Source organism: Pectobacterium atrosepticum (assembly GCF_000740965.1).
In the GTDB taxonomy this organism is placed as follows: Bacteria; Pseudomonadota; Gammaproteobacteria; order Enterobacterales; family Enterobacteriaceae; genus Pectobacterium; species Pectobacterium atrosepticum.
The window spans coordinates 1,244,164-1,271,036 of the sequence record NZ_CP009125.1 but is presented as its reverse complement, the minus strand read 5'-3'; the positions used below and the strand labels follow the sequence as shown (position 1 = coordinate 1,271,036).

26 protein-coding genes are annotated in these 26,873 nt (G+C 51.2%); 9 read left to right on the top strand and 17 right to left on the bottom strand.

Annotation, left to right across the window (positions count from 1 at the left end; all coding sequences use genetic code 11):
• Positions 1 to 51: 51 nt before the first annotated feature.
• On the bottom strand, positions 52 to 543 hold the full coding sequence (locus tag GZ59_RS05595; protein WP_011092731.1) for a YajQ family cyclic di-GMP-binding protein: 492 nt from the start codon (positions 541 to 543) through the stop codon (positions 52 to 54).
• Between the two features lie 188 nt (positions 544 to 731).
• Here GZ59_RS05595 and panE point away from each other — a divergent pair, with 188 nt between their 5' ends.
• Together panE and yajL are read left to right on the top strand one after the other, a co-directional pair.
• A complete protein-coding gene (gene panE / locus GZ59_RS05590; protein ID WP_039290635.1) occupies positions 732 to 1,640 on the top strand; it encodes a 2-dehydropantoate 2-reductase in 909 nt (302 codons plus the stop codon).
• Complete coding sequence (yajL, locus tag GZ59_RS05585; RefSeq protein ID WP_011092729.1) at positions 1,603 to 2,193, top strand: protein deglycase YajL; 591 nt, start codon at positions 1,603 to 1,605, stop codon at positions 2,191 to 2,193. Before panE ends, yajL begins: the two co-directional genes overlap by 38 nt.
• A gap of 35 nt (positions 2,194 to 2,228) precedes the next feature.
• Here yajL and thiI read toward each other — a convergent pair whose 3' ends face one another.
• On the bottom strand, positions 2,229 to 3,677 hold the full coding sequence (gene thiI / locus GZ59_RS05580) for a tRNA uracil 4-sulfurtransferase ThiI (RefSeq protein WP_011092728.1): 1,449 nt from the start codon (positions 3,675 to 3,677) through the stop codon (positions 2,229 to 2,231).
• Positions 3,678 to 3,930: 253 nt separating this feature from the next.
• Here thiI and xseB point away from each other — a divergent pair, with 253 nt between their 5' ends.
• Genes xseB through dxs form a run of 3 tightly spaced genes read left to right on the top strand, consistent with a single transcriptional unit; the run spans position 3,931 to position 6,971 of the window.
• A complete protein-coding gene (gene xseB, locus GZ59_RS05575; protein ID WP_011092727.1) occupies positions 3,931 to 4,179 on the top strand; it encodes an exodeoxyribonuclease VII small subunit in 249 nt (82 codons plus the stop codon).
• Positions 4,176 to 5,087, top strand: coding sequence for a (2E,6E)-farnesyl diphosphate synthase (gene ispA / locus GZ59_RS05570; RefSeq protein ID WP_011092726.1), 912 nt, complete (start codon positions 4,176 to 4,178; stop codon positions 5,085 to 5,087). Before xseB ends, ispA begins: the two co-directional genes overlap by 4 nt.
• A gap of 18 nt (positions 5,088 to 5,105) precedes the next feature.
• Positions 5,106 to 6,971, top strand: a complete 1,866-nt coding sequence (gene dxs / locus GZ59_RS05565; RefSeq protein ID WP_011092725.1) for a 1-deoxy-D-xylulose-5-phosphate synthase — start codon at positions 5,106 to 5,108, stop codon at positions 6,969 to 6,971.
• A gap of 51 nt (positions 6,972 to 7,022) precedes the next feature.
• Here the strand turns inward: dxs and pgpA are convergent, their stop codons facing one another.
• From pgpA to nrdR, 6 genes are all read right to left on the bottom strand, one after another.
• Positions 7,023 to 7,559 (bottom strand): phosphatidylglycerophosphatase A, encoded by a 537-nt coding sequence (gene pgpA, locus GZ59_RS05560; protein ID WP_039290632.1) that lies wholly within the window; start codon positions 7,557 to 7,559, stop codon positions 7,023 to 7,025.
• Positions 7,534 to 8,514 carry a thiamine-phosphate kinase gene (thiL, locus tag GZ59_RS05555; protein WP_011092723.1) on the bottom strand — a complete coding sequence of 327 codons (981 nt, stop codon included), beginning with the start codon at positions 8,512 to 8,514 and terminating at the stop codon, positions 7,534 to 7,536. The genes pgpA and thiL overlap by 26 nt, the downstream gene beginning before the upstream one ends.
• A gap of 68 nt (positions 8,515 to 8,582) precedes the next feature.
• On the bottom strand, positions 8,583 to 9,002 hold the full coding sequence (gene nusB, locus GZ59_RS05550) for a transcription antitermination factor NusB (RefSeq protein ID WP_011092722.1): 420 nt from the start codon (positions 9,000 to 9,002) through the stop codon (positions 8,583 to 8,585).
• 24 nt (positions 9,003 to 9,026) lie between these two features.
• Positions 9,027 to 9,503, bottom strand: a complete 477-nt coding sequence (gene ribH / locus GZ59_RS05545) for a 6,7-dimethyl-8-ribityllumazine synthase (protein ID WP_011092721.1) — start codon at positions 9,501 to 9,503, stop codon at positions 9,027 to 9,029.
• Between the two features lie 109 nt (positions 9,504 to 9,612).
• Entirely contained in the window at positions 9,613 to 10,749 is a 1,137-nt protein-coding gene (ribD, locus tag GZ59_RS05540) for a bifunctional diaminohydroxyphosphoribosylaminopyrimidine deaminase/5-amino-6-(5-phosphoribosylamino)uracil reductase RibD (protein WP_039290629.1), read from the bottom strand.
• Positions 10,750 to 10,784: 35 nt separating this feature from the next.
• Positions 10,785 to 11,234: a transcriptional regulator NrdR gene (nrdR, locus tag GZ59_RS05535; protein WP_011092719.1), complete on the bottom strand. Its 450-nt coding sequence runs from the start codon at positions 11,232 to 11,234 to the stop codon at positions 10,785 to 10,787.
• A gap of 342 nt (positions 11,235 to 11,576) precedes the next feature.
• Here nrdR and GZ59_RS05530 point away from each other — a divergent pair, with 342 nt between their 5' ends.
• Positions 11,577 to 12,146 (top strand): SadB/YajI family lipoprotein, encoded by a 570-nt coding sequence (locus tag GZ59_RS05530; protein ID WP_011092718.1) that lies wholly within the window; start codon positions 11,577 to 11,579, stop codon positions 12,144 to 12,146.
• A gap of 197 nt (positions 12,147 to 12,343) precedes the next feature.
• Here GZ59_RS05530 and secF read toward each other — a convergent pair whose 3' ends face one another.
• The 5 genes from secF to queA all read right to left on the bottom strand — a co-directional run bounded on the left by secF (position 12,344) and on the right by queA (position 17,950).
• Complete coding sequence (gene secF / locus GZ59_RS05525) at positions 12,344 to 13,312, bottom strand: protein translocase subunit SecF (protein ID WP_011092717.1); 969 nt, start codon at positions 13,310 to 13,312, stop codon at positions 12,344 to 12,346.
• A 10-nt stretch (positions 13,313 to 13,322) separates the two neighbouring features.
• Positions 13,323 to 15,170 carry a protein translocase subunit SecD gene (gene secD / locus GZ59_RS05520; RefSeq protein ID WP_011092716.1) on the bottom strand — a complete coding sequence of 616 codons (1,848 nt, stop codon included), beginning with the start codon at positions 15,168 to 15,170 and terminating at the stop codon, positions 13,323 to 13,325.
• A gap of 27 nt (positions 15,171 to 15,197) precedes the next feature.
• The gene (gene yajC, locus GZ59_RS05515; RefSeq protein WP_011092715.1) at positions 15,198 to 15,530 is read right to left on the bottom strand and encodes a preprotein translocase subunit YajC; all 333 of its coding nucleotides are present in this window, start codon (positions 15,528 to 15,530) and stop codon (positions 15,198 to 15,200) included.
• 109 nt (positions 15,531 to 15,639) lie between these two features.
• Positions 15,640 to 16,785: a tRNA guanosine(34) transglycosylase Tgt gene (gene tgt, locus GZ59_RS05510; protein ID WP_011092714.1), complete on the bottom strand. Its 1,146-nt coding sequence runs from the start codon at positions 16,783 to 16,785 to the stop codon at positions 15,640 to 15,642.
• Positions 16,786 to 16,882: 97 nt separating this feature from the next.
• Positions 16,883 to 17,950, bottom strand: a complete 1,068-nt coding sequence (gene queA / locus GZ59_RS05505) for a tRNA preQ1(34) S-adenosylmethionine ribosyltransferase-isomerase QueA (RefSeq protein ID WP_011092713.1) — start codon at positions 17,948 to 17,950, stop codon at positions 16,883 to 16,885.
• A 311-nt stretch (positions 17,951 to 18,261) separates the two neighbouring features.
• On the opposite strand from queA, the gene GZ59_RS05500 reads away from it, so the two are divergent.
• The 3 genes from GZ59_RS05500 (at position 18,262) to GZ59_RS05490 (ending at position 21,179) form a co-directional block, all read left to right on the top strand.
• Complete coding sequence (locus tag GZ59_RS05500) at positions 18,262 to 18,843, top strand: acyl carrier protein phosphodiesterase (protein WP_011092712.1); 582 nt, start codon at positions 18,262 to 18,264, stop codon at positions 18,841 to 18,843.
• A 260-nt stretch (positions 18,844 to 19,103) separates the two neighbouring features.
• Complete coding sequence (locus GZ59_RS05495) at positions 19,104 to 19,706, top strand: peroxiredoxin C (RefSeq protein WP_010299049.1); 603 nt, start codon at positions 19,104 to 19,106, stop codon at positions 19,704 to 19,706.
• Positions 19,707 to 19,925: 219 nt separating this feature from the next.
• Complete coding sequence (locus tag GZ59_RS05490; protein ID WP_039290624.1) at positions 19,926 to 21,179, top strand: mechanosensitive ion channel family protein; 1,254 nt, start codon at positions 19,926 to 19,928, stop codon at positions 21,177 to 21,179.
• Between the two features lie 80 nt (positions 21,180 to 21,259).
• Here the strand turns inward: GZ59_RS05490 and proY are convergent, their stop codons facing one another.
• From proY to GZ59_RS05470, 4 genes are all read right to left on the bottom strand, one after another.
• Positions 21,260 to 22,636, bottom strand: a complete 1,377-nt coding sequence (gene proY, locus GZ59_RS05485) for a proline-specific permease ProY (protein ID WP_039290621.1) — start codon at positions 22,634 to 22,636, stop codon at positions 21,260 to 21,262.
• Between the two features lie 139 nt (positions 22,637 to 22,775).
• Positions 22,776 to 24,095: a branched-chain amino acid transport system II carrier protein gene (brnQ, locus tag GZ59_RS05480; protein ID WP_039290619.1), complete on the bottom strand. Its 1,320-nt coding sequence runs from the start codon at positions 24,093 to 24,095 to the stop codon at positions 22,776 to 22,778.
• Positions 24,096 to 24,572: 477 nt separating this feature from the next.
• A complete protein-coding gene (locus GZ59_RS05475) occupies positions 24,573 to 25,679 on the bottom strand; it encodes a cobalamin-independent methionine synthase II family protein (RefSeq protein WP_039290615.1) in 1,107 nt (368 codons plus the stop codon).
• A 242-nt stretch (positions 25,680 to 25,921) separates the two neighbouring features.
• Positions 25,922 to 26,860 carry a PstS family phosphate ABC transporter substrate-binding protein gene (locus GZ59_RS05470; RefSeq protein WP_039290613.1) on the bottom strand — a complete coding sequence of 313 codons (939 nt, stop codon included), beginning with the start codon at positions 26,858 to 26,860 and terminating at the stop codon, positions 25,922 to 25,924.
• Between the last annotated feature and the right edge of the window lie 13 nt (positions 26,861 to 26,873).

The following is a 26,873-nucleotide window of genomic DNA, read 5'->3' as shown; positions in this document are numbered from 1 at the left end:
AGGCCAGCTTTCGCTGGCCTTTTCTATTCATCGGCGGATGGCTAAAAAGCATCAATCGCGGAAGTTGGTAAACTGGAACGGCTGCCCCAAATTACCACCACGAATTAACGCCATCACACCTTGCAAATCATCACGTGCTTTGCCGGTGACGCGTACCTGTTCACCCTGAATCTGCGCCTGCACTTTCAGCTTACTGTCTTTAATCAGCTTGATGAGTTGCTTCGCCAGCGTAGTTTCAATACCTTGCTTCAGCTTCGCTTCCACACTGTACGTTTTACCGCTGTGTTCCATCTCTTCAGGGATCTCCAACGCACCGCCTTCAATACCCCGCTTAACCAGCTTTTCACGCAGAATATCAACCAGTTGCTGTACCTGAAAATCAGATTCGCTGGCCACTTTGATACTCTGTGATTTTTCATTCAGTTCAAAACTGGCCGGAACATTACGGAAATCCCAGCGGGTACTCAGATCGCGCGTCGCATTTTCTACCGCGTTACGGACTTCCTGCATATCAATTTCCGAAACAATATCGAAAGATGGCATAATTCGCTCTCCTGACAAATTTGGCTGGCGAGCATAATAACCGCTCTTCTGCGATAAGCAAGATGCCAGACACGATCCCGATTTTTACTCTGCATCAGGTAAACAGGCCGAATAGCACAAGATCACGATGTGAATGATAGCCTAAGATAAGAGATCGACAGCGCCCGCATCAAACAAGGGAGACGCACATGAAAATCACCGTTCTTGGCTGTGGCGCGCTGGGCCAACTTTGGCTCGCCGCGTTGCATCAACAAGGGCATGATGTCCAAGGATGGCTGCGCATTCCGCAACCGTATTGTTCGGTCAATGTCACCCAGCTGGACGGCCAGCACTGCAATCTCAACCTGACAGCTAACGATCCCGATCATCTTGCCCAGAGCGAGCTGCTGCTGGTCACGCTAAAAGCCTGGCAAGTTTCCGATGCCGTTACGGTACTGTTGCCCCAACTCAACCCGCATTGCACAATTCTACTGTTACATAACGGGATGGGCACGCGGGAAGAATTACCGTCGCTACAACAGCCGTTGGTGCTCGGTATCACCACCCATGCAGCACGGCGCGACACAACCAACGTTGTGCACGTTGCCGCAGGCACGACACACATCGGTACGTTTAACGGCGACAGCAGTCAAAGCCATTTAGCTGAAATGCTGCATCAGGCTTTGCCTGATGTTGCCTGGCATACCAACATTAGCGCCACCTGTTGGTTGAAGCTGGCCGCTAACTGCGTCATTAATCCGCTAACGGTGAAATATCACTGCACCAATGGCGAGCTTTCTGCCTACCCGGGGCTTATTGCCTCACTTTGCCAGGAAGTGGTCAGCGTCATGGAACGGGAAGGCTTCCATACATCGCGAGATAGCCTGCTTATCTACGTTAATCAAATTATTCAGAACACTGCGGCAAACACCTCATCAATGTTGCAAGACATCATCGCTCAGCGACATACCGAGATTGACTACATTACCGGGTATTTACTGCGCCGTGCGCGTCTCCACGGCCTGACACTCCCCGAAAATGCTCGTCTGTTTGACTACATTAAGCAAAAGGAAAGTGATTATGACCGCATCAGCACTGGTGTGTCTGGCGCCTGGTAGTGAAGAAATTGAAGCCGTCACCACCATAGATCTGCTTGTCCGTGCGGGCATAACAGTGACACTCGCCAGCGTAGCTAGCGATGGCAATCTTGAAATCGTCTGCTCACGTGGGGTAAGGCTGCTGGCCGATGCGCCACTAGCTATGGTCGCCGATCGGTCTTTCGATGTGCTGGTGTTACCGGGTGGGCTAAAAGGCGCCGAATGCTTTCGCGATAGCCCAATTCTGGTGGAGTGCGTTCGACAAACGCATCTGGAAGGAAAAATTGTCGCCGCGATGTGTGCAACGCCTGCACTGGTGCTTGAATATCATCAGTTGTTCCCCGTGGGAAACATGACGGGCTATCCAACATTCAAAGATAGCATCGCGCCAGAGAAATGGATGGAAAAGCGCGTCGTCTACGATCCACGCGTGAATTTGCTAACCACACAAGGGCCTGGCACCAGTATGGATTTCGCTCTGAAGATCATTGATTTGCTGCTGGGGAAAGAAAAAGCCGCCGAGGTCGCCGCGCAGATCATCCTGCCGCCGGGGATTTATAACTATCACGATTAAGACCAACGAGAAAGGCGCTTGCGCGCCTTTCTATATTACGGACGATATACTTTTACGTTGCTGAAACCTTGCTCACGTAGGTATAGCGCCTGCAAACGGCTCATCACGCCACGCTCGCAGTAAAGCAGATAGGTTTTACTCTGATCCAAATCGCCAAACTGCGTACCCAGCTTATAGAACGGTAAGGATTTGATTTCGACCTGATCCAGCGCAAGCGGCTTGTCATCCTGCTCATCTGGCGCACGGATATCCAGCAGTACATCGGTTGGTACAAATGATGCAACCGTTTCGACTTCAACCACTTCTTGACTCGTCTGCTCGGCGATCTCACGAATATCAATATTCCGCGCTTCACTCACCACACGATCCAAGATAGAGAAATCAAAGTGGCCTTCTTCGGCCTCAATCTTCGCTTTCACTGCCTTCACCGTCGGGCTTTTGGAGATCACACCGCAGTATTCCGGCATCGTTTTGGCGAAATCTTCCGTCCCTAGTTCGCGTGCCTGTTTGATAATGTGTTCTTTATCATGAGAAATCAGCGGGCGCAAAATCAGGGTATCGGAGGCATTGTCGATTAAGCGCAGGTTAGTCAGCGTTTGGCTGGAAACCTGCCCTAACGCTTCACCGGTCACCAACGCCTGAACACCGTAACGCTCGGCAATTTTGGAGGCGGCACGCACCATCATGCGCTTCAATACGACGCCCATCTGGCCGTCATCGACCTTCTCCAGAATTTCACCGACAACGGGATCGAAATCGATAGCAACAAAACGAACACGATGCGAACTACCAAAACGGTTCCACAAATAATGTGCCACCTGTTTCACACCAATTTCGTGTGCAGCACCGCCAAGATTGAAGAAGCAGTAATGCACGCGACAGCCGCGGCGCATCAACATATAGCTGGATACACCGGAATCGAAACCACCGGAAATGAGTGATAACACATCTTCCTGCGTGCCAATCGGATAGCCGCCGATCCCCTCATTGCGGCTTTTAATCAGCAGCAGGCGATCCTGTTCGATTTCCAGATGCACGGTGATCTGCGGCGCAGTGAGGTTGACTCGCGCAGTCTCAATATGCTGGTTCAAACCGCCACCAACATAGCGCTCTACGTCCTGTGAGCTAAACTCGTGCTTACCGCGGCGTTTTACCCGCACACAAAACGTCTTGCCTTCCAACCGTTCACGATACAACGCCAACGCCTGTTCAAAGATGTTATGCATGTCGGTATAGGCATGGTCCTCAACTTCCAGAATATGGTGAATACCCGGAATTCTCGTCAGCGCATCACGAATCGCTTCACGCTGATTTTCGTCTTTAGCCCGAACTTCGATATGATCCCAGTGACGGACAACCGCCAGCGTTTCATCATAGTGTTTTAATACGTTGCGAATGTTTCCGGTTAGAATCTTGATAAAGCGCAACCGAACAGATTGGCTCTTGATGGTGATTTCCGGGAACAATTTAATGATAAACTTCATGGTGGCTGTCGTTACTTGGTCAGAAAGGTGTAAATAAATTTACCCTGAGCACTAAAATCACGTTATCGGTAAAATCAGCAAGAACAGAGATGATTTTACCAATAGCATCCAGGGCGCGGAGTATATCATTATATGAAGATATACTGTGCGTTTTAACCGTATAATCGTCGCGTCATCCACGGATGACCAAACGCAACACCACGCTTTGCCGCCACAAGCCAACGGCGTATAACACCAGGATTCCGAAACTACTATGCCTAAGAAGACCGAGCAGCCAGTCAGCTTTGAAAGCTCACTGAACGAACTGGAAAAAATCGTTACCCGCCTCGAATCAGGTGAACTGCCGCTGGACGATGCGCTAAATGAGTTTGAGCATGGCATCCAGCTCGCTCGTCAAGGGCAGCAAAAACTGCAACAGGCCGAACAGCGCGTACAAATCCTGCTGAGCGACGATCCCGATGCGCCGCTGTCACCGTTTACGCCGGATAATGACACGCTATGACCGATTTCAGCGCGCAACTGAATGCGCATTATCAACGCACTAACCGTATGTTGGGGCATTTCATCACCAGCCTCCCCTTTCAGAGTAGTCCACTAGTCAATGCGATGGAGTATGGCTCACTCTTAGGGGGCAAACGCCTGCGTCCGTTTCTGGTTTATACTACAGGCGAACTGTTTGATATGCCGCTAGAGAGCCTGGACGCCCCTGCTGCTGCTGTAGAATGTATCCATGCCTATTCATTGATTCATGACGATCTGCCGGCGATGGACGACGACGATTTACGCCGTGGACAGCCGACCTGCCACATCAAATTTGGTGAAGCCACTGCCATTCTCGCGGGCGATGCATTGCAAACGCTGGCATTCTCTATTCTGGCCGACGCACCGATGACGCAGGTCTCTGACCGCGATCGGCTGGCAATGATCTCAGAATTAGCGCAGGCAAGTGGCGTAGCAGGTATGTGCGGCGGTCAGGCTTTCGATCTGGAAGCAGAAGGCCATCAGGTCAATCTGGCTGCATTAGAGCGAATTCATCGCCACAAAACAGGTGCCTTGATCCGCGCCGCCGTTCGACTGGGCGCACTGGCAGCCGGTGACGCTGGCCGCGACGCCTTACCTTATCTGGATCGCTACGCTAACGCGATTGGGCTCGCCTTCCAGGTTCAGGACGATATTCTCGATGTTGTTGGCGACAGCGCGACAACAGGCAAACGTCAGGGTGCAGACCAGCAGTTAGGTAAAAGCACCTATCCCAGTTTACTGGGGTTAGATAATGCACGAAAAAAAGCACAGGAGCTCTATCAGGAATCACTGGCATCGCTGGACGATCTCGTCGCATCCAGCCCGATCCCCCTGAATATTGCGCCACTACAAGCGCTGGCGAATTTCATCGTTGAACGCGATAAGTAATTACTTAATGAGTCTCTAATGAGTTTTGATACCGCGAAGTACCCTACATTGGCGTTAGTGGAAACACCGGATGAACTTCGGTTGTTACCGAAAGAGAGCCTGCCAAAGCTCTGCGATGAGCTGCGCCAATATCTGCTGGACAGCGTCAGCCGTTCAAGCGGACATTTTGCTTCAGGGTTAGGGACGGTTGAATTAACGGTTGCGCTGCACTATGTCTATAACACGCCTTTTGATCATCTGGTGTGGGATGTCGGCCATCAGGCTTACCCGCACAAGATCCTCACAGGCCGTCGCGATCGTATTTCAACGATCCGCCAAAAAGGTGGTTTGCACCCTTTTCCGTGGCGCGATGAAAGCGAATATGACGTATTAAGCGTCGGACATTCGTCCACCTCAATCAGTGCCGGTCTGGGTATGGCCGTTGCGGCCGAGCGTGAAGGCAAAGGTCGCCGTACGGTTTGTGTGATCGGCGACGGCGCGATTACCGCAGGTATGGCCTTTGAGGCGATGAACCACGCAGGCGACATCAAATCCGATCTGCTGGTGGTGTTGAACGACAATGAAATGTCGATTTCGGAAAACGTCGGCGCATTGAACAACCATCTAGCACAGCTGTTATCCGGCAAGCTCTACGCCAGCCTGCGCGAAGGCGGTAAAAAAGTCTTATCTGGCCTGCCTCCCATCAAAGAGCTGGTGAAACGTACCGAAGAGCACCTTAAAGGTATGGTTGTACCGGGTACACTATTTGAAGAACTGGGCTTTAATTATATTGGTCCGGTCGATGGTCATGACGTTCAGGCGCTGTCGCATACGTTGAAGAACATGCGCAGTCTGAAAGGCCCGCAGCTTCTGCACATCATGACGAAGAAAGGCAAGGGTTACGCCCCCGCCGAACAAGATCCGATCAGCTGGCACGCGGTGCCAAAATTCGATCCAGCCAGCGGTACATTGCCAAAAAGCAAAGAAGGCGCGCAACCCACCTATTCCAAAATCTTCGGTCAATGGCTACAGGAAACGGCCGCCAAAGACAGTAAACTTATGGCGATCACGCCTGCGATGCGCGAAGGTTCCGGCATGTTGCAGTTCTCACGCGACTATCCGCAGCAATACTTTGACGTGGCTATTGCCGAACAGCACGCCGTAACGTTTGCTGCGGGTCTGGCTGTCGGTGGCTATCATCCGATCGTCGCCATTTACTCTACTTTCCTGCAACGTGCCTACGATCAGGTTATCCACGACGTGGCAATCCAGAGTCTACCGGTTCTGTTTGCTATCGATCGTGGCGGTATTGTCGGTGCCGATGGGCAAACGCATCAGGGTGCATTCGATCTCTCTTTCTTACGCTGCATCCCGAATATGATCATCATGACGCCCAGCGATGAAAATGAGTGTCGTCAGATGCTGCACACGGGCTATCACTACCAGAAAGGCCCTACGGCGGTACGCTATCCACGTGGAAACGGTACGGGTACTGAGCTGACACCACTATCAGAGCTGCCAATCGGTAAAGGTGTAGTGCGCCGTCAGGGCAAAACGGTCGCTATTCTGAACTTCGGTACGCTATTGCCAGAAGCACAGGCTGTGGCAGAAAAATTAAACGCCACGCTCGTAGACATGCGTTTTGTGAAACCGCTGGATGAGGCGTTGCTTGAAGAGCTGGCACAATCTCATAGCACGTTTGTGACGCTGGAAGAGAATGCGGTTATGGGCGGCGCCGGAAGCGGTGTGAATGAATTCCTGATGGCGAAACGCCTTGCTGTCTCGGTACTAAACATTGGGCTACCGGACGTATTTATCCCGCAAGGTTCGCAGGAAGAAATCCGTGTAGACCTGGGGCTGGATGCCGCTGGCATTGAGCGCAGAATCACACAGTGGATGGAATAAGCGACTAACGTAAACTGGGGCTCATGGCCCCGGTTCAATAACGCAGTAACGTCAGAATATCGGCCAGTGATGGCCGATAAAATAGATAATTCCCGCAGAGATCACCCCCGCGACGATATCATCGATCATGATCCCCATGCCGCCATGCACGTTGCGATCGAACCAGCGAATCGGCCAAGGCTTCCAAATATCCAGACAGCGGAAGACGATAAATCCCGCAGCTACCCATTGCCAGCTATCCACTGGAATCGCCATCAGGGTAATCCACATACCGACAAATTCGTCCCAGACGATGCTGCCGTGATCGTGAACACCCATATCTTTTGCCGTCTGGTGACACAGGTAAACACCGATACAAATACTCAGCATCACCAACAGCGAATACAATTCAAGCGGCAGGAACGACATCAGATACCACAGTGGAATCGCCGCCAGCGATCCTACCGTACCTGGCATCCAGGGAGATAATCCGCTACCAAACCCTGTCGCCAGCAAGTGCCACACGTTGCTCAGCCGTAAGCGGCGTTTTGCAACTTCAGCGCCTTTCGCCTTATTCACGGAATCAGTTTTGCTCGCTAAAATGGTCATACCCCTTCCAGTTCAGCTCGGTCGCTTTATTATCCCTGAAAAAGCGCAACCCTTCGGATGAAGGCCCGATTTGCCCGATACAGGTATAGGCTGCGCCGAGATGCCCCAAGGCAAGTTCCAGTGCACCGCGGTTAATTTCCGGCACGGTAAAGCACAACTCATAGTCTTCACCACCAGATAATGCCCAGCGCAAGGCCTGTTCTTCGTCAGTACAGTTCCGTAGCCAAGGAGATTGTGGAATCGCGTCCAGATGAATACGCGCACCACATTCGCTGGCTTTAAGTATATGCTGTAAATCGGAGATGAGGCCGTCAGAAAGATCGATAGTCGAACTGGCTAGATCGCGCAGCGCCTGCCCTTGCAGGATTCTGGGCTGAGGACGAAGGTGACGCTGAAGTAACCCCTGCCGCGCTTCATCATCATCAACGTGCAATGTATTCTGGAGGATAGCCAGACCAGCAGCGCTATCGCCTAATGAGCCGGTAACATAAATCCAGTCGCCAATTCTGGCTCCACGACGCGTTAACGCGCGGCCAGCAGGCACCAGACCGTGGATAGTCAGCGTCAGGCTCAGCGGGCCGCGCGTCGTATCACCGCCGACCAACTGCATGCCATAATAATCAAGCAGTTCAAATAGGCTGTCACTGTATGCGGACAGCCACTGGCTGTCGCTTTGAGGTAGGGTAATCGCTAGAGAAAGCCAGGCAGGATCGGCGCCCATTGCAGCCAGATCGCTTAAATTGACCGCCAGAGATTTGTAACCCAGATCGGCGGGATCGATATCAGGTAGGAAGTGAACACCAGATACCAGCGTGTCGGTACTCACCGCCAACATCTGCTTATCTGCCACTGTCAGTAACGCACAGTCGTCACCGATGCCTAATTCAACATCGCGACGTGAACTTCGAACCCGATTAAAATAGCGGGCAATAAGGTCAAACTCACCTTCAACCATAACCTTTCCAGCCAACCTATCATTCAAAAGCGATCAGGGCCGGATATCCGGCCCTGATTCGATTCATTTTACTTTTTGCCTTTCCGTACACTCGGAGCAGCTTTGTCCAGCACGCCATTCACAAACTTATGGCTATCTTCAGCACCGAAGATTTTAGCCAGTTCGATGGCCTCGTTAATCGCCACCTTGTAAGGAACATCTTCGCGCTTGCTCAGCTCAAACATCGCCAAACGCAGGATCGCTTTTTCAACCTGTCCCAATTCATCAATCCGGCGAGACAGGAAAGGTGCCATTAGTTGATCCAGCTTCTCAGCCTGAGTGGCAACACCCGCTAGCAATTCACGAAAATAGGTAATGTCGACATCTTTGACATCCTGCTCGCTCAGGAATTGGTGTTCAACATCGGCAATATCATTTTTAGATAATTGCCAGGAGTAAAGCGCTTGAACCGCACATTCACGAGCGCGGCGACGAGCAGCAGGTTTCACGGAATTCCCCTTACTTAATCAGGCTTACTTAATCGCTTTCAATACATTAATCATTTCTAGCGCGGTCAAAGCAGCTTCTGCACCTTTGTTCCCCGCTTTCGTGCCAGCACGCTCAATCGCCTGTTCAATGCTTTCCGTCGTCAGAACGCCGAAAGCGACAGGGATTTCGCTGTCCATCGCAACAGAGGACAAACCTGAGCTACACTCACCAGCAACAAATTCAAAATGCGCTGTTCCACCACGGATGACCGTTCCGAGAGCAATAACGGCATCATACCCGCCATTTTTCGCGCTTTTGGTCAGCGCACGAACCGCTAATGGCAGTTCGTAAGCACCCGGCACCCAGACAACGGTGATGTTTTCGTCTTTAACCTGACCGATGCGTTTCAAAGCATCAATCGCACCTTGCAGCAGGCTGTCGTTAATAAAATGGTTAAAGCGCGCAATCGCAATCGCCACACGGGCATCAGGAGTAGCAACAACACCTTCGATAACGTTCATAGCTTTCCTTTATCTGGTCTTTATGCCCCGTAGGGGGGCGGATTCTATCATAATTTTTGTTGGCACGTATCCGGTTTCGTCGAACCCGCACCACGTATTTACATACACATCAGAATTTGGGTTTCAGGCGTAATCGCAAATCGGGGCCAACTTGGCGAACCTCTACGATGTCAAATTCCGGTGCCTGAGACAGCTGATTCAGCCCTGGCAAGAGGCACAGCGAACGGGCATTTTCACCCAATAGTTTGGGGGCAAGATAAACAATAAGCTCATCAACCACACAAGCATTGAGCAATGCTCCCGCCAGACTGGCACCCGCTTCAATCCAGACGGAGTTAATCTGGCGTCTCCCCAGCACCATCATCAGCGCCACCAAATCAACACCACCATTGTGCTGCGGTAGCATGAGGTGCTCAACGTTCTGTGGCCATGCTTGCTCATCGGCCTGCACGCGCGCCAGCCAGGTCTCACCCGGTTGGCTAATAATCCGATGCTGCGGTGTTACGCGCTGCTGGCTATCCACAATCACTCTGACTGGTTGCCTGAGATCTGCTTCTGAGTAGTGTTTCTGGACATCAGCATCCAGTTCTGACCACCGTACAGTGAGAGAAGGGTCATCGGCCAATACCGTCGCACTGCTGCTCAAAATCGCCGCGCTCTCAGCGCGAAAACGCTGCACATCCTGCCGCGCCTGCGGTGAAGTTATCCACTGGCTTTCTCCCGACGCCATCGCAGTACGACCATCCAAAGACGCCGCCATTTTGAGTTGCACGTAAGGAAAACCCGTCCGCATGCGTTTCAGGAAGCCTACATTGACTTTCTCAGCTTCGGCCATCATCAAGCCATGGCTAACGGTAATCCCTGCTTGCTGTAAGCGATGTAAACCACGACCAGCAACCTGCGGATTTGGATCCTGCATCGCCGCAACCACACGAGAAACGCCAGCAGTAATCAGCGCATCGGCGCAAGGCGGCGTTCGGCCATGGTGGCTGCACGGCTCCAGCGTGACATAGGCAGTCGCGCCACGAGCGCGTTCCCCGGCCATTCTCAGCGCATGTACCTCTGCGTGAGGTTCACCAGCTCGGAAATGGTAGCCTTCACCGACAATTTCGCCATCACGCACGATCACGCAGCCGACATTGGGGTTGGGTGCCGTCGTAAAACGGCCACGGCGCGCCAGCTCGAACGCACGCGCCATGTATAATTCATCCTGCGGCAATTGGCCGTTTTCCTGAAAAACACTCATTCCCGCCCCTCTTATCTCTGTCGAATAGACACGACTTAATCCTGCAAACGCGCAATCTCTTCGCCAAATTCACGAATATCTTCAAAGCTGCGATACACCGATGCAAACCGGATATAAGCGACTTTATCCAGCTTTCTCAAGGCTTCCATCACCAAATTTCCTACCATCTTGGTAGTAACCTCACGCTCTCCGGTAGCGCGAAGATGAGATTTAATGTGATTAATCGCCATTTCGACGTCATCAGAACTCACAGGCCTCTTTTCCAGCGCCTTCAGCATGCCACTACGCAATTTATCTTCATTAAAAGGCTCGCGCACTTCATTGCTTTTGATGACTCGCGGCAGCACCAGTTCAGCCACTTCAAACGTGGTGAAACGTTCATGACAAACCAGACACTGCCGACGACGACGGACTTGTGAACCTTCGCCGACCAGACGGGAATCAATCACTTTGGTATCAACAGCGGAACAAAACGGGCAATGCATGATGTGTCCTGACCAGTAATCCTTAACGTAGAGACAGTTTACCCTGAATTAACGGACTAACCAAAACTCCTGATCCGCGTTGCGAAGGGTTTCGCATCTCTTCCGGTAGCAGGATGAAAAAAGCTGCCTCACCTATGACTTAGGCTTAATCACAGCTAAACTCAGCAACAGGGATTAACGGATCAATGAATATACCCTAAATAATTCGAGTTGCAGGAAGGCGGCAAGCGAGGGAATCCCGATGAGCTTACTTGAGTAAGTGATTCGGGTGACTGAACGAAGCCAACGCACATGCGGCTTGAAGTATGACGGGTATAAAACATCGAAAGGGGAAACACAGATATGAGAACCCGATATCGCGTACTGACCTTCCTGCCAGCACTGCTTTTGCTTGCAGGGTGCGCCGAACAGCGCCAGATGCCAAAATTACAGAATCAGATAGGTCAGCTAAATCAGCAATTACAAACGCTGACCGATCAGGCCACGGCGTTAGAACGACAAAATGCGTTGAACGCTCAATCTGCCTCCGGCGTTTATTTATTGCCTGCTGCGCAAACCAGCACCATGCTGGAAAGCAGTATTGGCAGGCTCAGCGTATCGCTACGCAATATCGAGACAGAAGCGAATGGAACAAGTGCATTACTGCACATTCGCACGCTTGATGCGAAAGGGCTGCCAGCCTTTGGCGCACAGCTTGATTGGGGAAGACTCGATCCCGTGAGCGGGAAACCTTTGGCTGGAGACACGCAAACACAGTCCTTTGTCGTCTCGCCTACGCTTCTCCCGAAAACAGAAGCCATTATTGAATTACGTCTGAGCAGCCTGTCACCGGAAGAGCTTGGTTTTGTTCGTGTGCATCAGGTTCAGGAAATACAAAGTCCTCCGCCTGTTGCCGCAACCGAGTCCCCCTAATATATCCGTCATACTTCAAGCCGCATGTGCGTTGGCTTTCCTCGCTCACCCCAGTCACTTACTTATGTAAGCTCCTGGGGATTCACTGTGTCGCCGCCTGCATGCAACTCGAATTATTTAGGATATAAACACATTTCCTAGCGCTAAAATGCAAAAAACCCCGCAACGCGGGGTTTTTTATGTTTACAGCCAGTAGATTAAGGCAGGATAGACGGTTGATCCGCCCCTTCTTTTTCCACTTTCTGAATCAGCAGGTGTTCGCGCGTCATACCCAGTTTCAGAGCCAGAGCGGAAGAAACATAGATAGAAGAGATAGTACCGATGATGACACCGATAAACATCGTCAGCGAGAAGCCATGCAATAACGCGCCACCGAAGACCATCAAAATCAAAATCATCGCCAGCGTGGTTGCTGACGTGATAATGGTACGGTGCAGCGTCTGCGTCAGGGAAATGTTGGTAATTTCGTAAGGTGTTCCACGACGAATCTTGCGGAAATTCTCACGAATACGGTCAGACACAACGATTTTATCGTTAAGCGAATAACCAATTACCGACATCAGTGATGCAATTATCGTTAGATCAACCTCAACGTAGAACAGAGATAGCAGACCCATCGTGATGATCACATCATGCCCTAGCGCCAACACAGCCCCCAGAGCCAGACGCCATTCAAAGCGAAGGCCGATATAAATGAGGATAGCAACCAGCGCAGAAAATAGCGCCAGTGCGCCAGCCTGTGCTAAATCGCTACCCACGCTCGGCCCGACGAACTCAATACGTTTTACCGTTGCATGCTGCTGGAAGGTATCATTCACCACCGTCAGCACTTTGTTACCGAGCGCTTCGTTTTCGCTGCCAGAAACGGGTGGCATACGCACCATCACGTCACGGCTGCTACCGAAATTCTGCACCTGCGGCTCGGAAAACCCAGAGGTTTCCAATGAGCTACGCAGTACATCGAGATCGATAGGTTTCTCAAGGTTAATCTCAATGACCGTACCACCGGTAAAGTCGAGCCCCCAGTTGAAACCACGCACGCCCATAATCGCGATAGAGATAATGATCAGCAGACCGGAAATCACAAATGCCAATGTGTCCCAGCGCATGAAATCATAGACTTTACGCCCATGGTTTAGTTGTTCAATGTTGTATTCCTGTGCCACAACGCACTCCTCAGATAGACAGCTTGTTGATGCGTTTACCGCCGTAAAGCAGGTTAACGATGGCACGAGTACCGACGATCGCCGTAAACATTGAGGTCGCAATCCCAATAGCAGTGGTGATAGCAAACCCTTTAATAGAACCGGTACCAACCGCATACAGGATGATGACTTTAATCAACGTCGTGACGTTCGCATCAACAATGGAACTGAATGCACCTTTGTAGCCCTCATGAATAGCCTGTTGAACAGAACGGCCATTACTGAGTTCTTCCTTGATACGTTCGTTAATTAATACGTTAGCATCCACGGCGACCGCCAGGGTAAGCACGATACCGGCGATACCCGGCATGGTCAGCGTAGCCCCAGGTAACAACGACATCACGCCGACAATCAATACCAGGTTAGCGACCAACGCACTGGTCGCGATGACACCAAACTTCTTGTAAAAGAAGACCATAAAGAGAATTGATGCGATCAACCCCCACAAACAGGCTTCCAGTCCTTGGGTGATGTTCTGCATCCCCAGCGTTGGCCCAATGGTACGTTCTTCCACGATCTGGATTGGAGCAATCAGCGCACCCGCACGTAACAGCAGAGAAAGTTGACGCGCTTCGTTCGGATTATCAATACCGGTAATACGGAAGCTGTTACCCAGTCGCGACTGAATCGTCGCCACATTGATCACTTCTTCGTGTTTTTCCAGTATCGAACGACCCGTAGCATCTTTCTTGCCACTGTCTTTGTATTCCACAAACAGCGTTGCCATCAGCTTGCCGATACTGTCTTTGGTGAAGTTGGACATGGTGTTGCCACCTGCGCTGTCCAGAGAAATATTCACCTGAGGACGATTGTATTCGTCATTGCTTGATGTGGAGTCAGTGATGTGGTCGCCCGTCAGAATGACGCGTTTGAACAACACAACGGGTGAACCGTCACGCATGTTCTTCACTTCAGAATCACCCGGCACGCGGCCATTCGCCGCCGCTGTCGCATCAGCATCACTGTTGACCAGACGGAATTCCAGCGTAGCGGTTGCACCAAGAATTTCTTTCGCGCGTGCTGTGTCCTGAATACCCGGTAATTCAACGACGATACGGTCAGCCCCCTGACGCTGTACCAGTGGTTCGGCAACGCCAAGTTGGTTCACACGGTTACGCAGGATATTGATGTTCTGCTGTACTGCGTATTCACGCGCTTCACGCAGACGTTCGTCAGACATCGCTGCACGTAGCAGGTTGCTGCCGCTGCTGCTGAGAACCAGATTGCGATGACGGGACGTCAAATAGTTGAGGCCGTCATCACGCGTTTGAGCATCACGGAAACGAATTTCGACGCCGTAATTATCAACCTTACGCACGGCGGCATAAGGAATGTTCTTCTCACGCAGATCGCTGCGCAAAGAGTCCATTGTTTGTTCTTGCAGTTTGCCCAGCGCCGTATCCATATCCACTTCCATCAGGAAGTGAACGCCGCCGCGCAGGTCAAGCCCCAATTTCATCGGCTCAGCACCCAACACTCGCAGCCAGGTTGGCGTGGCAGGTGCAAGGTTAAGTGCAACGACGAATTTTTCGCCCAGCTCATTAACGAGCGCTTCACGCGCGCGGAGCTGAATGTCAGGGTTAGAGAAGCGAGCAAGAATCGCACCGTTTTCCAATGCAATCGACTTACTGGTGATATTTTGTTCTTTTAAGACATTCTGGACTTGGATCAGCGTCGTTTCGCTGGCGGCGGTTCCCCGCGCGCCAGTAACTTGTACCGCCGGATCCTCACCATATAGGTTAGGAAGCGCATAGAGCAGGCCGACAAACAACACCACGACCAGCATCAGGTACTTCCACAAAGGATAACGGTTTAACACGGCAGTTCCCTTCGGGAAAATCAAAAATTACAGGGCCTTAATCGTGCCCTTTGGCAGCACGGCAGCCACGAAATCACGTTTGATAACCACTTCATTGGTTTCGTTCAACGCAATCGCAATATAGCCAGTGTCGGACACTTTGGTCACGCGACCAACCAGACCGCCAGTCGTTAAGACTTCATCACCCTTACCGATGGAATCCATTAACTTTTTGTGTTCCTTGCCGCGTTTTTGCTGAGGACGCAGGATCATAAAGTAGAAAATCAGACCAAAAACGGCCAGCATAATAACCAGAGAGTAAGGGCTTCCCTGAGCCGAAGCGCCAGTCGCAGCTACAGCATCGGAGATGAAAAGACTCATTTAAATATCCTCTTTTTTGTCAAAAGATAAGCTATCAAAAAGATAAATTATCAACATTACAATAGTAAAAACGCTTCACAGCACAATGCTATTCATAGCGAATGGGTTTTCAGTTGCTTGCGGCAACGTCTTTTTCAGCAAGCGGCGGAATGGGTTTGCCTATCCGTTGGTAAAAATCCACCACAAAGAGCTCTAATTTACCCTCTTCAATGGCCTGACGTAAACCCGCCATTAAACGCTGATAATAACGCAAGTTATGAATGGTATTGAGTCGTGCTCCGAGTATTTCGTTGCAACGGTCAAGATGATGCAAGTAGGCGCGGCTATAATTGCGACACGTGTAGCAATCACAGTGTTCATCCAGCGAACTGACGTCATCTTTATGCTTCGCATTACGGATTTTCACGACGCCATCAGTCACGAAGAGATGCCCGTTACGTGCGTTACGCGTTGGCATCACGCAGTCAAACATATCCACACCGCGGCGTACACCTTCCACCAGATCTTCCGGCTTGCCTACGCCCATCAAATAGCGCGGCTTATCTTCTGGAATCTGCGGGCAAACGTGTTCCAGAATACGGTGCATGTCTTCTTTCGGTTCACCCACCGCCAAACCGCCCACAGCGTACCCATCAAAGCCAATGTCTACCAGACCTTTTACGGATACATCACGTAAATCTTCGTAAACACTACCTTGAATAATACCGAACAGCGCATTTTTATTCTCTAGCTCGTCAAAACGCTGGCGGCTGCGTTTCGCCCAGCGCAGTGACATCTCCATGGAGCGCTTGGCGTAATCCCAATCGGCAGGATACGGCGTACACTCATCAAAGATCATTACGATATCGGAACCGAGATCGTTCTGAATCTCCATCGATTTTTCTGGGCTAAGGAAAATCGAGTCTCCGTTGATCGGGTTACGGAAATGCACACCTTGCTCGGTAATCTTGCGAATATCGCCGAGACTGAACACCTGAAAACCACCAGAGTCCGTCAGAATCGGGCCGTGCCAGTTCATGAAATCGTGCAGATCGCCGTGCAGCTTCATGATTTCCTGACCGGGGCGTAGCCACAGATGGAACGTATTGCCGAGCAGAATCTGTGCGCCAGTCTCTTTCACTTCTTCTGGCGTCATACCCTTCACCGTGCCGTAAGTCCCCACGGGCATAAATGCCGGGGTTTCCACCACGCCACGTTCAAAAATCAATCTGCCACGTCGCGCACGGCCGTCCGTTGTTTGTAATTCGTACTTCACTTAGCCTCCAGCATCAGAAAAACAGTCTGATGGTAATGATGTATTAATGCCTGACAGAACGTGATCTGTGGCATCACTATTATGTAGAAAGCAGGATTTATCCCACTTTCTCTTGTTCGGCCATCGGGCTATGCGTAATAAACATCGCATCACCGTAGCTGAAAAAACGATACTGCTCTGCCACCGCTTCACGGTAGGCAGACATCGTGTTCTGGTAACCGGCAAAGGCCGACACCAGCATAATTAACGTCGATTCGGGCAAATGGAAATTGGTCACCAGCGCATCAATAATGCGGTAGTGATAGCCCGGATAGATAAAAATTTTGGTATCGCCGAAGAACGGGGCGATCGGCGCATCCTGACTGGCCTGCGCAGCACTTTCCAGTGAACGTACAGACGTGGTGCCAACCGCGATCACACGATTGCCCCGCGCCTTGCACGCCAGTACGGCATCGACGACGTCCTGCGGCACTTCGGCATATTCGGCGTGCATGATGTGATCTTCAATCGTATCGACGCGTACAGGCTGGAAAGTACCTGCACCCACGTGCAGCGTAACGAACGCCATTTCGATGCCTTTTGCGCGCAATGCCGCTAACATTGGCTCATCAAAATGTAAGCCCGCCGTCGGTGCGGCTACGGCACCCGGACGTTGGCTATATACCGTCTGATAAAGCTCACGATCCGCGTCTTCGTCAGGCCTGTCGATATAAGGCGGCAGCGGCATATGGCCGATGTCATTCAGAATCGACAGAACATCACGGGAGTCATCGAAATGCAGCTCAAATAGCGCGTCATGGCGCGCCACCATCGTGGCTTTGACACTTTCATCATCGCCCAGCAGCAGTTCTGTGCCCGGTTTTGGCGCTTTTGACGCCCGAACGTGGGCGAGAATCCGATGATCATCCAGCACACGTTCCACCAGCACTTCCAGCTTGCCGCCACTGACTTTGCGACCAAACAGACGTGCCGGAATCACGCGTGTATTGTTGAATACCAGCAAATCGCCCGGATTCAGCTTCTCCAGCAAATCAGTAAACACGCCGTGCGTCAGATCCCCCGTCGGCCCATCCAGCGACAACAGGCGGCAACCACTGCGTTCCGCCTGTGGATAATGGGCAATCAATGATTCAGGAAGTTCAAACGAAAAATCGGCAACACGCATAGCATTCCACTTAGCTGTTAGTACATTAAAAATGGGCGGCCTAGTCTAGAGCCGCAAGCGCATGGCTGCAAGGAATAAGCACCTGAGTCGTGGAATGCATGATACCCAATAGATTTCGAGATACAGGAAGGCGGCAACTGAGGGAGTCCCTAGGAGCTTACATCAGTAAGTGACTGAGGTGACAAATCTGTCGGGAGCAGATTTGAACGCTGCTTGCAGCGGCCCTTCAGGGCGAGGCCCACGACGGGCCGAGTATTTAATGGCAGCCAACGAGCCTGTAACTCGAAAGATGAAGGGTATATACTGTTGCCATGAATTTTCTTGCCCACCTCCATCTGGCCACGCTGGCCGACAGCTCCCTGTTAGGTAACCTGATGGCGGACTTTGTTCGCGGCAACCCACAAGGCAGCTACGCTGACGAGATCGTCGCGGGTATCCGCCTGCATCGCCGCGTTGACTCGCTGACCGACAGCCTGCCGGAAGTCAAACAGGCGCGTCAGTATTTCAGTGATGAGTTCCGCCGCGTCTCCCCCATTACATTAGATGTTCTATGGGATCACTATCTTGCACGTCACTGGTTACAGTTGGTGCCGGACACGCCTTTGCAGACCTTTATCGATGGTGCGCAATCACAAATCGAGCCCAATCTGGCGCAAACCCCTGAACGCTTTCAGAACCTGAATCTCTATTTGTGGCCGGAACGTTGGATGACACGTTATGCGGAACTGCCGTTTATCGCCGATGTGCTGCACAGAATGTCGGTGCGCCGTCCTAAACTAGCCGCACTGTCCGGCTCTTTTCAGGATATTGAGCAGCACTATCACCAATTTGAAATACTCTTCTGGCAATTTTATCCACGCATGATGCAGTTAGCCAAAACGCAACAGCTGTGAGTTGCGGCGGCCCTTCAGGGCGAGGCTCAGAGATGAGCCGAGTATTGCCAACGCACAAGCAGCTTGAAGTATGACAGGGATATTGTCCTTTCGATTAAAAAGGTTAATATGATTTCTTGAAAGGAAATAGCGATGAGTTCAATAGACAAAAGCTATCTCATTGATTGGTCTCTTTGCCTGTATTCACTCAGGCAGAATCCCTATACTGATCGCTGTTTTTTACATTCTCCGATCATTAACCGCTATCTACAGGAGTAATTATGGTCCTGGTAACTCGTCAAGCCCCAGACTTCACCGCAGCTGCCGTTTTAGGCAGTGGCGAAATCGTCGAAAACTTCAACCTGAAGAAGCACATCAACGGTAAAGCTGCCGTGATCTTCTTCTGGCCGATGGACTTCACCTTCGTTTGTCCATCAGAACTGATTGCTTTCGACCACCGCTATGCCGAGTTCAAAAAGCGCGGTGTAGAAGTGGTTGGTGTTTCCTTCGACTCCGAGTTTGTTCACAACGCATGGCGTAAAACCCCTGTGGACAAAGGCGGCATCGGCGAAGTGCAGTACGCGATGGTTGCTGACATTAAGCGTGAAATTCAGAAGGCCTACGGCATTGAGCATCCAGAAGCGGGTGTTGCACTGCGTGGTTCTTTCCTGATCGACAAAAACGGCGTAGTTCGCCACCAGGTAGTGAACGATCTGCCGCTGGGTCGTAACATCGATGAAATGCTGCGTACCGTTGACGCACTGCAATTCCACGAAGAGCACGGCGAAGTGTGTCCGGCACAGTGGGAAAAAGGGAAATCCGGTATGGGCGCGTCACCAGATGGTGTAGCGAAATACCTGTCTGAAAACGCAGACAAGCTGTAATCCCCATCCTTGCCCACAGGGGTAATGTGATAATCAAGCCAGTTGCTATGCGACTGGCTTTTTCTTTGCCCGCGATTTTCCCCTAATCATTTTCCTCACGACTCACCTTCCCTACGCGATCCCAGAGAATACAAAAGGTTGACTAGGGGCGCTAAATCCTTAGCCTTAACATCACATCGTGTTAATGCACGACAGATTGATAGAATAAAAGGAGAACGCATGCAACAAAACCTCGAGCTGTGGTTGAGAGAAGCAGATATACAACACGCTGGCATCATTGCATTACTGATTGTTCTTGGACTGATATTGCTCATTTCTGCCGTCATTCACCTGATTCTGCATCAGGTTGTGCTGAAAAGAATGGTTCTGCGCTCACTCAATAAACCAGGAAAGACAGAAGGCCACGGGTGGAAGCAGGCTCTGACGCAACACAACTTGTTTAATCGGCTGGCCTTCTTGCTACAAGGGGTGATCCTCAATATTCAAGTCTTTGTGTGGCTTCCCGCGCAAAGTGAAACCCGTGAAGCGCTCATCATCTGCTCCCAAGTGTGGATTATGATTTTTGCGCTGCTGTCTCTCTTCTCGCTACTCGATGTGCTGCTCAATGTCTCCGCCCGGACCAAAGTCGCGGCACAGTTGCCGCTGCGCGGTATCTTCCAGAGCCTGAAACTGATCGCCACTATCGTCATTAGCATCATGGTGGTGTCATTGCTCATCGGGAAATCACCGCTGATTCTGATTAGTGGTTTAGGTGCAATGGCCGCTGTGCTGATGTTGGTGTTCAAAGATCCGATCATGGGGCTAGTCGCTGGGATCCAGCTTTCCGCCAACGATATGCTGACGCTGGGAGACTGGCTCGAAATGCCGAAATACGGCGCTGACGGTGCCGTCATCGACATCGGGCTGACGACGGTAAAAGTGAAAAACTGGGACAATACTGTCACCACCATTCCGACCTACTCGCTGGTGTCCGACTCTTTCAAGAACTGGCGTTCGATGTCGGAATCAGGAGGACGGCGCATCAAGCGCAGCATCAATATCGACACCACCAGTGTGCATTTCATGACGGAAGACGAACAGTCGCGATTGCTGCGCAGCAAGCTACTGTCAGCTTATATTCAGAACAAGAAGAGCGAGTTAGAGCAGCACAATTCGCAATCCGATTCTGACCTGACATCACCGCTGAACGGCCGTCGTCTGACGAATTTGGGTACGTTCCGCGCCTACCTTCAGGTTTACCTGCGCACCCATCCAGGGATTCATAAAGGGATGACGCTGATGGTGCGACAACTTGAACCGACGTCAGAAGGGGTCCCACTGGAAATTTACGCGTTTACCAACACCACCGCCTGGGTTGATTACGAAAGCATACAATCTGACATTTTCGACCATATCTTTGCGATCTTACCGGAGTTCGATCTCCGCATTCACCAAGCTCCGACCGGCCACGATATGCGGATAATGGCGCAGTAAATGACGGCTCCGAAAGCCTAGAATCGGCTAAAAAAAAAGCGCTCTGTTCTGAGCGCTTCGTCTAATAGCAAACAGCTAGCTTAATTCTGTGCAGCCACCGCGTTCTGATGCTTCTTCTTCCAGACATAGCCCACTAAAAGCACCAGTATCCAGATGATGCCGACATACAGTGATATGCGGGTATCCGGGAAGTAGCCAATCAAACCGATGATGAAGAACAGGAAGACGATACCGAACACCGAGGTCGCGATACCACCACGTAGCGGGAACGCCAACGCCTTCACTTCATCAGCACTCAGACGGCGGCGGAAGGCAATCTGGGAAAACAGAATCATGATCCACACCCACACCGTTGCAAAGGTGGCCAGTGAGGCAATAACCAGAAAAACTTTACCGGGCATAATATAGTTCAGGTACACCGCCACCAGCAGCGCCATCATCATCACGACCACCGTTACCCACGGGATACCACGTTTGGAAACACGGCTAAACACCTTCGGTGCATGCCCTTGTTCCGCCATCCCGTGCAGCATACGGCCGACGCCGAAGACATCACTGTTAATTGCCGACAGCGAAGCGGTAATCACAACAAAGTTCAGAATGCCTGCCGCCGCTGTAATACCCATATGCTGGAACGTCAGTACGAACGGGCTCCCGTTGGTGCCTACCTGATTCCACGGATAAATCGACATAATGACGAATAGCGTACCGACATAGAACACCAGAATACGCCACGGTACGGAGTTAATCGCACGAGGAATGGATTTATGCGGGTCTTTGGCTTCACCGGCGGTGATCCCGATGATCTCCACGCCGCCATACGCAAACATCACCAGTTGCAGCGATAGAATCGTTCCCATCACACCGTTACTGAAGAACCCACCATTGCTCCATAGATTATGGATGCCAGTGGGTTCGCCACCGTTACCAATTCCCCAGACAATGATGCCGATCCCGGCAGCGATCATGATGATAATGGTGGCCACTTTGAAGAAAGAGAGCCAAAACTCCAGTTCACCAAAAGCTTTCACATTCATCAGGTTGATGGCACCAATGATGAGCACCACGCTCAAGACCCACACCCAGTGCGGCACAGCAGGGAACCAGACACCCATGTAGATGCCAAACGCGGTCACATCGGCAATGGCGACAATCAGCATTTCAAAGCAGTAGGTCCAGCCAGTGACATACCCCGCCAACGGCCCGAGATAATCCTGAGCATAGCGGGAAAACGAGCTGGATTGCGGGTTATGCACCGACATTTCGCCCAGTGCGCGCATGATGATATACGCAACAATCCCACCGATCAGATAAGCCAGTAACACACTGGGGCCAGCCATTTGGATCGCGCTAGCGGAACCATAAAACAGACCCGTTCCGATCGCTGAACCAAGGGCGATAAAGCGGATGTGCCGCGTGCTTAACCCACGCTTGAGCTTGGAGGATGGTTGTTCCATTGATAAGCAACCCTGTCTTATAAAGAAAAACATTACAAAAAGAAAAACCACAGGCAAATACCTGTGGTGCAGAAACCCAACGCTGTGCTGGAACAGTAGGATATCCCTACCATCCCAGCGCTATCAGGTGTGAACGATATTATTGATGTACCGTAACTTCCTGACGACCACACAGTCTGTCATAAATCACTGCTACCAGTAAAATCAGCAGTGACGGTGGCAGCCAAGCCAACCCTTGCTCACTCAGCGGCAGATTGAGGCTCCACTCTGGTAACAGCGATTTGAAAGCCGACGATTTTATACCATCAATCATGCCAAATAACAGACTGACTAGCATGACGGGGGCCACAATACGTGAAGCGCTATTCCACCAACGTAGCGTAAAACTGAGTAAAACCAGAATGATACACGGTGGATAAATCGCCGTCAGTACCGGAATAGAAAGTTGAATCAGGTGGCTCAAGCCAAGGTTGGACACCACCATTGAGAACATTCCCAGTACAAATACCAGCGTGCGATAGGACAGCGGCAGATATTGTGCAAAGAATTCAGCACACGCACAGGTTAACCCCACCGCCGTCACCAGACACGCGATAAAAATTAACAACGCCAGGAAGCTGCTTCCCATGTTACCGAACGAGTGTTGCACATAAGCATGGAGAATCTCTGCCCCGTTCAGTGCCTGCGGCGCCAGTTCTCCACTGACAGAACCAAGCTGGAACAAGCTCAAATAGACCAGCGTCAGGCCGATGCCTGCAATTAACCCAGCCCATACGGTGTAACGCGTCAGCAGCACTGAACTTGTCACCCCACGTGAACGTGCAGCATTAACGATCACGATACCAAAGACCATCGCGCCCAGCGTATCCATCGTCAGATAGCCGTTAACGAAGCCATTGGAGAACGGCAGATGCTCATACGCTTCTGTTGCAGGAATCGGCGTGCCCGCAGGCCACAGCACTGCGGCAATACCCAATACCGCCAAAGCGATGATCTTCAACGGCGCCAGCACATGACCAACCGTATCCAGCAGTTTTCCCGGATATAGAGAAATCCCGATGACGATAGCAAAATAGATCAGGCTGTAAATCAGAAGTGGAGCCGCCCCGTTGCCGACCAAAGGAGCCAGACCGACTTCAAACGAGACGGTTGCCGTGCGCGGCGTCGCGAACAGCGGTCCAACAGCCAGATAGCACACGGTCGCCAACACTACTCCGGCCTTTTTACCAATCGGTGAGCTTAGCGCATCGACACCACCGCCAACCCGAGCGAGGGCGATGACGGTCAGCACAGGTAGGCCAACCGCTGTCAACAGGAAGCCGATTGCCGCAGTCCAAACGTGCTCTCCTGCCTGCAATCCCACCATAGGCGGGAAAATAATATTTCCTGCCCCCACGAATAAAGCAAAGGTCATAAAACCTAATGCCACAATATCTCTGGAAGTTAAACGATGGCTCATAGTGATGTCGTGTTGCCTGTATCAAATCGATAAAAAGAAAATCGTGTCGTTTATCACCGCCAGAAGCCATGCACAAGCAGATACCCGAAGCATGGAGATAACACTCTGACGACGCGAAAGATGGTGAGCATAGAGGAGTTATTTTTTGCACAGCCATATTGGGTGCTAAGTAAACCGTTTGTAGCGTAAAAAGACAAGTGGAGATCAAAAAACCAGAGTATCTAGCCTATTTATACTAAAAAATAAGAATATAAATTGGTTTATACTGAATTGCATAACACATGATTTGCGCATTTATCGATATTCCATTGCAATAAAACTGACAAAAAACGGCATAAAATGCGTCGTCCGATCATAAAAAAAACATATTTCACAAAAACATCGCCGATGGAAAGCAGGATAACGGCCACAAAAAAGGCCGGATCGTATGATCCAGCCTCTGTGTATCCATTATGGGATAAGGTTACCTCATCGGTATCACCACACGCGATTGGCGATATCCACAACAAGCTTCAGCTTATTCCACTGCTGATCTTCCGTCAGGCTGTTGCCCTCTTCCGTTGAAGCAAAGCCACACTGCGGACTCAGGCAAATCTGGCTGATATCGACATACTTTGCCGCTTCCGCGATACGCGCTTGCACGACCTCAGCCTCTTCCAGCTCGCCGTTCTTCGTAGTGATCAGCCCCAACACAACCTGCTGGTGACCCGGCTTCACAAAACGCAGTGGCTCAAATCCGCCCGCTCGCTCAGTATCGTATTCCAGGAAGAATGCATCGACATTCAATTCACCAAATAGAATTTCTGCAACAGGCTCATACCCGCCTTCAGAAATCCAGGTCGAACGGAAATTACCACGACAAACGTGTAAACCGATAACCAGATCGGCAGGTTTATCAGCCAGTGCTTTATTCAGGACATCGGCATAGGTACGTGCCAACTGTTCCGGATCTTCACCCCGTTCACGGATCTGGCGTTTTTGATCGTCAGAGCACAGGTAGGCCCATACGGTGTCATCCAGTTGTAGGAAGCGGCAGCCAGCATCATAAAATGCGTGAATCGCATCACGCCAGGTTTGCGCCAGATCGTCGAAGTAATCAGCCAAATCGGGATAAACCGTCGCATCAATCGCTTTTCGGCCGCCGCGGAAATGCATCACGCTGGGACTAGGAATCGTCATTTTAGCGACTGCATCGCCAGAAATGCTGTTCAGGTAGCGGAAATGATCGAGCATCGGATGTTGAGGGTTAAAACTCACTTTATCCACGACACGAATCGCATGGGATTTGGTCTGAATACCGTTGAATTGAATACCGTGATCGGCTTCATAGCGCTCTACGCCGTGCAAATCGGCAAAGAAGTCGAAGTGCCACCAAGAACGGCGCAACTCACCGTCCGTCACAACCTGCAAGCCAGCTTCACGCTGCTTTTCTACCACCCGCAGAATCTCACGATCTTCAATATTCCGCAGCGCGACATCATCAATCTCGCCCGCTTGGTGCTGAAGACGTGCCTGCTTAATTGCAGCCGGACGCAAGAAACTGCCGACGATATCGGCACGGAAAGGGGATAAGGTGTTCGCCATCTGTCGCTCCTGACATGTTGCCAGCACTCACCTTCAGGAAAGAAGCGTACTGGCAGATAGTTTCAATATGAAATATTTGCCCAGAGGGATAGTTACATTTAATCTTATTTAGCCATCTGGACGTCTAAATTTAAAACTATCGTGTCACGTGGAGAATCTCAGAGCAATGGAAGAATTTTCACATCACGTGAATAAAATTCATGTAGCGTGAAAACATCGTAAATTCATAATGGGAAGGGGTGTTATTCCGACAGGCCAATCTGTTGGCGCGCCTGACGACGTATTTCTTCCGGTAGCGGCAAATAGCCATCCTGATTCACCAGCGATTGTCCCGTTTCGGACAGCACGCGCGCCAAAAATGCCGCCGTCAGTGCTTCCAACGGTTGTCCGGGTGCTTTGTTTACATAGATGTAGAGATAGCGGGTATAGGGATACAAGCCACTGCGAATATTTTCAGTCGAGGGATAAATGTAGTCGGTGCCTTGTGCGGCTAATGGCAGCATTTTTACACCGCTGGAACGAAAGCCCACGCTGGCATAACCGATCGCATCGCTTGACGCAGCAACCGCCTGCACAACGGACGCCGAACCAGGCAGCTCATTGACTTGAGGAAGAAAATCGCCGCGGCATAGCGCTTTTTGCTTAAAGAACCCATAGGTTCCCGACGCAGAATTTCGCCCATAGCGCAGTAGCGAGCGTTTTTCCCAACTGCCACGCAGCCCAAGGTCGCCCCACTGTTTTATCGGCTGGTGGTTACCGCAGCGCTGCGTAATCGAAAAGATAGCGTCCAGCTGTGACAAATTCAGCCCCGACAGGGGGTTATCCTGATTAACCAACACAACCAGCGCATCCATTGCCACCGGCACCGCCAGCGGCGGATAACCGTAGTGCTGGACGAACGCCTCAATTTCACTGGCCTTCATCGCCCTACTCATCGGCCCAAGCTGCGCGGCCCCTGATGCCAGAGACGTTGGCGCGGAGGACGACCCGGCGGCCTGAATCTGTAAATTTACATTAGGGTAATGCTGGCTGAAATCCGCCGCCCAAAAAGCCATCAGGTTAGCCAGCGTATCCGACCCCGCGCTTGAGAGGTTACCCGCCAACATCTGACGAGGCTGCGCGGAGCAAAGCGTACTGAGCAGCAGTAAAAAAGCGACTGCGATACGTGTGGCGGATTTCATGGATAGCGTTTTC

Coding starts and splice junctions, on each gene's coding strand:
- GZ59_RS05595 (WP_011092731.1), bottom strand. CDS start 543: ATGCCATCTTTCGATATTGTTTCGGAAATTGATATGCAGGAAGTCCGT.
- panE (WP_039290635.1), top strand. CDS start 732: ATGAAAATCACCGTTCTTGGCTGTGGCGCGCTGGGCCAACTTTGGCTC.
- yajL (WP_011092729.1), top strand. CDS start 1,603: ATGACCGCATCAGCACTGGTGTGTCTGGCGCCTGGTAGTGAAGAAATT.
- thiI (WP_011092728.1), bottom strand. CDS start 3,677: ATGAAGTTTATCATTAAATTGTTCCCGGAAATCACCATCAAGAGCCAA.
- xseB (WP_011092727.1), top strand. CDS start 3,931: ATGCCTAAGAAGACCGAGCAGCCAGTCAGCTTTGAAAGCTCACTGAAC.
- ispA (WP_011092726.1), top strand. CDS start 4,176: ATGACCGATTTCAGCGCGCAACTGAATGCGCATTATCAACGCACTAAC.
- dxs (WP_011092725.1), top strand. CDS start 5,106: ATGAGTTTTGATACCGCGAAGTACCCTACATTGGCGTTAGTGGAAACA.
- pgpA (WP_039290632.1), bottom strand. CDS start 7,559: ATGACCATTTTAGCGAGCAAAACTGATTCCGTGAATAAGGCGAAAGGC.
- thiL (WP_011092723.1), bottom strand. CDS start 8,514: ATGGTTGAAGGTGAGTTTGACCTTATTGCCCGCTATTTTAATCGGGTT.
- ribH (WP_011092721.1), bottom strand. CDS start 9,503: ATGAACGTTATCGAAGGTGTTGTTGCTACTCCTGATGCCCGTGTGGCG.
- ribD (WP_039290629.1), bottom strand. CDS start 10,749: ATGAGTGTTTTTCAGGAAAACGGCCAATTGCCGCAGGATGAATTATAC.
- nrdR (WP_011092719.1), bottom strand. CDS start 11,234: ATGCATTGCCCGTTTTGTTCCGCTGTTGATACCAAAGTGATTGATTCC.
- GZ59_RS05530 (WP_011092718.1), top strand. CDS start 11,577: ATGAGAACCCGATATCGCGTACTGACCTTCCTGCCAGCACTGCTTTTG.
- yajC (WP_011092715.1), bottom strand. CDS start 15,530: ATGAGTCTTTTCATCTCCGATGCTGTAGCTGCGACTGGCGCTTCGGCT.
- queA (WP_011092713.1), bottom strand. CDS start 17,950: ATGCGTGTTGCCGATTTTTCGTTTGAACTTCCTGAATCATTGATTGCC.
- GZ59_RS05500 (WP_011092712.1), top strand. CDS start 18,262: ATGAATTTTCTTGCCCACCTCCATCTGGCCACGCTGGCCGACAGCTCC.
- GZ59_RS05495 (WP_010299049.1), top strand. CDS start 19,104: ATGGTCCTGGTAACTCGTCAAGCCCCAGACTTCACCGCAGCTGCCGTT.
- GZ59_RS05490 (WP_039290624.1), top strand. CDS start 19,926: ATGCAACAAAACCTCGAGCTGTGGTTGAGAGAAGCAGATATACAACAC.
- proY (WP_039290621.1), bottom strand. CDS start 22,636: ATGGAACAACCATCCTCCAAGCTCAAGCGTGGGTTAAGCACGCGGCAC.
- brnQ (WP_039290619.1), bottom strand. CDS start 24,095: ATGAGCCATCGTTTAACTTCCAGAGATATTGTGGCATTAGGTTTTATG.
- GZ59_RS05475 (WP_039290615.1), bottom strand. CDS start 25,679: ATGGCGAACACCTTATCCCCTTTCCGTGCCGATATCGTCGGCAGTTTC.
- GZ59_RS05470 (WP_039290613.1), bottom strand. CDS start 26,860: ATGAAATCCGCCACACGTATCGCAGTCGCTTTTTTACTGCTGCTCAGT.